Origin of the sequence: Brevundimonas sp., assembly GCF_016463295.1 — a bacterium.
Taxonomy (GTDB): domain Bacteria; phylum Pseudomonadota; class Alphaproteobacteria; order Caulobacterales; family Caulobacteraceae; genus Brevundimonas.
This window is the reverse complement of sequence record NZ_JAEMRO010000105.1, coordinates 1-4,141: the sequence shown is the minus strand read 5'-3', so window position 1 is coordinate 4,141 and position 4,141 is coordinate 1. Positions and strand designations below refer to the sequence as shown.

The window sequence follows — 4,141 nt, the reverse complement described above, 5'->3', positions numbered from 1 at the left end:
ATTTTCAGGCATTAGGCCCGCTCCTTACGATCTGCGCTTTCGTCCGGCGCGGGTTTCGATTCGTATTCAAGGGCGCGAGAGGCCGCATGGCTAAGGAAGAATTGCTCGAGTTTCCCGGCGTCGTCAGCGAACTGCTGCCGAATGCGACGTTCCGTGTGCTGCTCGAAGGCAATGATCACGAGATCATCGCCCACACCGCCGGCAAGATGCGCAAGAATCGCATCCGCGTGCTGGCCGGAGACAAGGTGCTGGTCGAAATGACCCCCTATGACCTGACCAAGGGTCGCATCACCTATCGCTTCAAGTAAGGGCGGGCTCGGTATGAGCCGTCCCGAACTGGTGCTGGCCTCGTCCAGCCCGCGGCGCGTGGAACTGCTGGCCCTGGTCGGCTTCACGCCCGACGTGATCGATCCCGCCGATATCGACGAAACCCCTCTGAAGGACGAGACGCCCCGGCGTCTGGCCCAGCGGCTGGCCGTGACGAAAGCCCAGGTGGTCGCGGAACGGCATCCGGATGCCGTCGTGCTGGCCGCCGATACCGTCGTGGCGGTGGGGCGTCGGTTTCTGGAGAAAGCCGCTGACGAGGCCGAGGCGACGCGGTTTCTGAAGCTGCTGTCCGGGCGCAATCATCGCGTCTTCACCGGGGTGGCTGTGGCGCGGGGCGGCAGGGTGATACATCGGGTCAATGAGACGCGCGTGACCTTCAAGGTTCTGTCGGAGGTCGAGATCGGGTCTTACGTCGCCAGCGGCGACTGGCGGGGCAAGGCCGGCGCCTATGGCATTCAGGGCGCGGCGTCCGCCTTCGTGCGCCAGATCGTGGGCAGTCATCACGGGGTGATGGGTTTGCCCCTGTATGAGACCGTCAATCTGCTGGCCGGGGCCGGGCTGCGCGCGTCGTGAGTGGCCTGGAGGTCTTTCTGGACGACACACCCGGCGAGACCCGGGGGATCGTGGTCCGGAACGGACGGTTCGAGCATCTGATCATCCAGGGCGACCGGGACGTCGCGCAGCATCGGCTGGGCGCGCGCAGCGTCGGGCGGATCGTGGATGTGCAGCCCGGCATGAAGGGCGCCTTCGTCGATCTGGGGGCCGCGCCGCCGCTGGGCTTCCTGACGTTCGGTCCGGGCGCGCCTCTGGCCGTCGGGCAGAAGGTTGAGGTCGAGGTCACGGCCGAACCCCGGGCAGGCAAGGGGCCGACCCTGCGTCGTCTGGGGGCAGGGGAGGGCGAGCCCCGCCTGCTGGCCGAGGGGCCGTCCGTCGAACAGGTTCTAAGCGCGCTGGCTCCTGGGCATGAGCCGGTCCGTGGCCTGGCGGCGATCCAGGCCGGCCTGGAGGCGGAGGAGGCGGCGCTGCAGGACGGGGGGCTGCTCGGCGACATAGGTCTGGACGTCTGCGTCCAGCGGACGCGGGCCCTGATTGCCGTGGATCTGGACCTCGCGCCGGGCGCGGCGAGAGGCAAGGGCGGTCGCGCCAGGGATATCGCCAATCGGCAGGGCCTGATCGAGGCGGCGCGGCTGATCCGGCTCAAGAGCTGGGGCGGGCTGGTGGCGATCGACTTGATCGGTGTGGGGCATGACGGGGCCGCAATCCTCGCCGATGCGCGGACGGCTTTCGGCATCGACAAGGATATCGTCTACGGGCCGGTCAGCCGGTTCGGGGTTCTGCAACTGGCCTTGCCGTGGCGCAGGACGCCGCTGGAGGAGCGACTGGCGCAAGGTGGGCCCGTGTGGCGGTCGACGATCGATTTGACGCGCGCGTTGCGGCGAGCCCTTCTGTCGGACACAAGGTCGCCTCACATCATCGCTGCCTGCCATGCGCAGGTGGCCGACGTCGCAGCGCCGCTCATCTCCGCCCTGGGGCCACGCGCAGGCCTGGTGATCGACCCTTCATCTGCACCGGGACATTTCAGGATCGACCCAACATGACGACCGCCGCCCTCTGTCCGATCTGCCGCAAGAAGCCGGTGACGCCGGAGTATCGACCCTTCTGTTCCAAGCGCTGTGCCGACGTCGATCTGCAGCGCTGGTTCACCGGCGGCTATGCGATTCCGGCCGAGCCGGACGATGGCGTGCGCGACGACGATGAAGACTGATCAACCGGCTGGACAGCCCTGACGGCCTCGCCTATAGACCGCCCTCCCGCGAGCGGACATCTCGCCTGGATAGCTCAGTTGGTAGAGCAGCGGATTGAAAATCCGCGTGTCGGTGGTTCGAATCCGCCTCCAGGCACCACCGCCCTTTTCCGCCGCGAGCGCCCACTTTCAAATCATGACTTTTCCGACAGGTTTTGCCGCGAGCCTGTGGATAAATCTGTGGTTCAGCGGGGCATTGCGCCCTTGACGCTATGGCGGGCCTTGTTCAAAGGGAATGGCCGCGTTCGTTAAGAACGCGGTGATGGGCCAGAGATTGTCATAATCTTGAACCCATCGACGTCGTAACGGTCGTCGAACGGCAACCGTTAACGTCGGAAGGCGTTCCGCGCTCTGGTGCTGCAAAGCTCCGAGAGGCGAACAGAGAATTTCATTGGGGGCGGTCGTCTCGGCGGTCGTATCCCGGTTCATCGGTCAGACCAAACAAGCAGGAACCGGCGCACTATGCTCGATATCAAGAAATCCAACATCCTTCTGGCCATGGCCGGCGCTGCCGTCCTGATGGCCAGCTCGCCTGTTCTCGCGCAGGATGCAGCCGCCCCGGCTCCGGCCACCGCCGAAGCTACCGCTCCGGCCACGACGACGGCTCCGGCCGCCGCCGAAACGCCCGCGCCGGCCGAAGCCGCCGCCGAGGAAGCCGGTGGTCACTCGGGCGACATCACCCCGATCTCCATGTTCATGGAAGCGACCATCGTCGTGCAGGTCGTCATGATCGGCCTGCTGCTGGCCTCGATCTTCTCCTGGACCCTGCTGATCATCAAGCTGATCGAGTTCTCCAAGCTGAACCGCAAGACGGACCAGTTCCTGGAAGAGTTCCGCTCGGCCCGCACGATCGCCGACATGCGCCGCATCTCGTCCTCGGAAGAGTTTGACGGCAACCCGCTGGCCGACATGGCCGCCGCCGCCACCGAAGAAGTCGAGCTGTCCCGTCAGGCCGGCCTGCAGGTCAACGGCGACCACCGCGACTCGGCCATCGGCCGCGCCCAGAACGCCGTGTCCGCCGTTCAATCGGGTCTGGCCGGTCGCCTTTCGGGCGGTCAGCAGTTCCTGGCCTCGACCGGTTCGACCGGCCCGTTCGTGGGTCTGTTCGGTACCGTGTACGGCATCATGAACTCGTTCATCGGTATCGTTCAGTCGAACACGACCAACCTGGCCGCCGTGGCCCCCGGTATCGCCGAGGCCCTGCTGGCCACCGGTATCGGCCTGTTCGCCGCTATCCCGGCCGTGGTGTTCTACAACTACTTCAACACCCGCATCGCCGCCTACAGCACGCGTTCGGACGGCTTCAACGCTGAACTGATGAACGCCATCTCGCGTCAACTCGACAAGGGAGCCTAAGGCGCATGGGTGCCAAACTCGGAGGAACGGGCGGCGGCACGAACATTGTCGAGGCGAATGCCGAGATCAACGTCACGCCGTTCGTCGACATCATGCTGGTGCTTCTGATCATCTTCATGGTGGCGTCTGCGGTCGCCACCCCTGGGGTTGAAGTGAAGCTGCCGATCGCCGTCGCCGCTCAAACGGACAGCCCCCCCAAGCCCGTGTACATCTCCATCCAGGACGATGGCCGGGTCTATATCGGGGACGGCGAGACGACGTATGAGACCCTGGGTGCTGACCTGACGGCCGCTGTCGGTCGTCGGGACCCGACCCGCGAACGCATCTACATTCGCGGTGACGAACAGACCCGCTATGGCGACTTCATGCAGGCCATGAACTCGCTGCAGGACAACGGCTTCTACAGCGTCGCCCTCGTCGGCGAAGACAAGGCGAGGTAACGATGACAGATACACCCGTCGAATATCATCGCAGTCGCTATGACGCCCCTCGCAAGAAGGGCTTCATGGGGGTGTCGCCGATGGTGTGGCTGATCACCCTGGGCACGGTCATGGCAATGTTCGTGGCTCTGATCATCTTCCTTCAGCGGACCAAGTTCGAAATGAAGGTGATGGACTATTCGGATGACGCCGTGGACGTGGAGATCATCCCGCC

The 4,141-nt window shown here is 65.0% G+C and carries 6 protein-coding genes, 1 tRNA gene and 1 pseudogene; all 8 read left to right on the top strand.

What is annotated here, in order from left to right:
* Positions 1 to 86 precede the first annotated feature (86 nt).
* On the top strand, positions 87 to 308 hold the full coding sequence (infA, locus tag JHC81_RS13300; RefSeq protein ID WP_013269122.1) for a translation initiation factor IF-1: 222 nt from the start codon (positions 87 to 89) through the stop codon (positions 306 to 308).
* A gap of 13 nt (positions 309 to 321) precedes the next feature.
* A complete protein-coding gene (locus tag JHC81_RS13295) occupies positions 322 to 900 on the top strand; it encodes a nucleoside triphosphate pyrophosphatase (RefSeq protein WP_292175469.1) in 579 nt (192 codons plus the stop codon).
* On the top strand, positions 897 to 1,925 hold the full coding sequence (locus JHC81_RS13290; RefSeq protein ID WP_292175467.1) for an RNA-binding protein: 1,029 nt from the start codon (positions 897 to 899) through the stop codon (positions 1,923 to 1,925). The genes JHC81_RS13295 and JHC81_RS13290 overlap by 4 nt, the downstream gene beginning before the upstream one ends.
* A complete protein-coding gene (gene yacG / locus JHC81_RS13285) occupies positions 1,922 to 2,092 on the top strand; it encodes a DNA gyrase inhibitor YacG (protein WP_292175465.1) in 171 nt (56 codons plus the stop codon). The genes JHC81_RS13290 and yacG overlap by 4 nt, the downstream gene beginning before the upstream one ends.
* Positions 2,093 to 2,155: 63 nt before the next feature.
* Positions 2,156 to 2,231, top strand: a tRNA-Phe gene (locus tag JHC81_RS13280).
* Positions 2,232 to 2,593: 362 nt separating this feature from the next.
* Entirely contained in the window at positions 2,594 to 3,487 is an 894-nt protein-coding gene (locus JHC81_RS13275; RefSeq protein ID WP_292175464.1) for a MotA/TolQ/ExbB proton channel family protein, read from the top strand.
* Between the two features lie 5 nt (positions 3,488 to 3,492).
* The gene (locus tag JHC81_RS13270) at positions 3,493 to 3,927 is read left to right on the top strand and encodes a biopolymer transporter ExbD (RefSeq protein WP_292175462.1); all 435 of its coding nucleotides are present in this window, start codon (positions 3,493 to 3,495) and stop codon (positions 3,925 to 3,927) included.
* A gap of 2 nt (positions 3,928 to 3,929) precedes the next feature.
* Positions 3,930 to 4,141 (top strand): annotated as a pseudogene (locus JHC81_RS13265) (energy transducer TonB); the annotation flags it as partial.

Bases quoted from the DNA above. Each gene is read 5' to 3' on its own strand.
- JHC81_RS13275 (WP_292175464.1), top strand. From the start codon at position 2,594: ATGCTCGATATCAAGAAATCCAACATCCTTCTGGCCATGGCCGGCGCT.
- yacG (WP_292175465.1), top strand. From the start codon at position 1,922: ATGACGACCGCCGCCCTCTGTCCGATCTGCCGCAAGAAGCCGGTGACG.
- infA (WP_013269122.1), top strand. From the start codon at position 87: ATGGCTAAGGAAGAATTGCTCGAGTTTCCCGGCGTCGTCAGCGAACTG.
- JHC81_RS13295 (WP_292175469.1), top strand. From the start codon at position 322: ATGAGCCGTCCCGAACTGGTGCTGGCCTCGTCCAGCCCGCGGCGCGTG.
- JHC81_RS13270 (WP_292175462.1), top strand. From the start codon at position 3,493: ATGGGTGCCAAACTCGGAGGAACGGGCGGCGGCACGAACATTGTCGAG.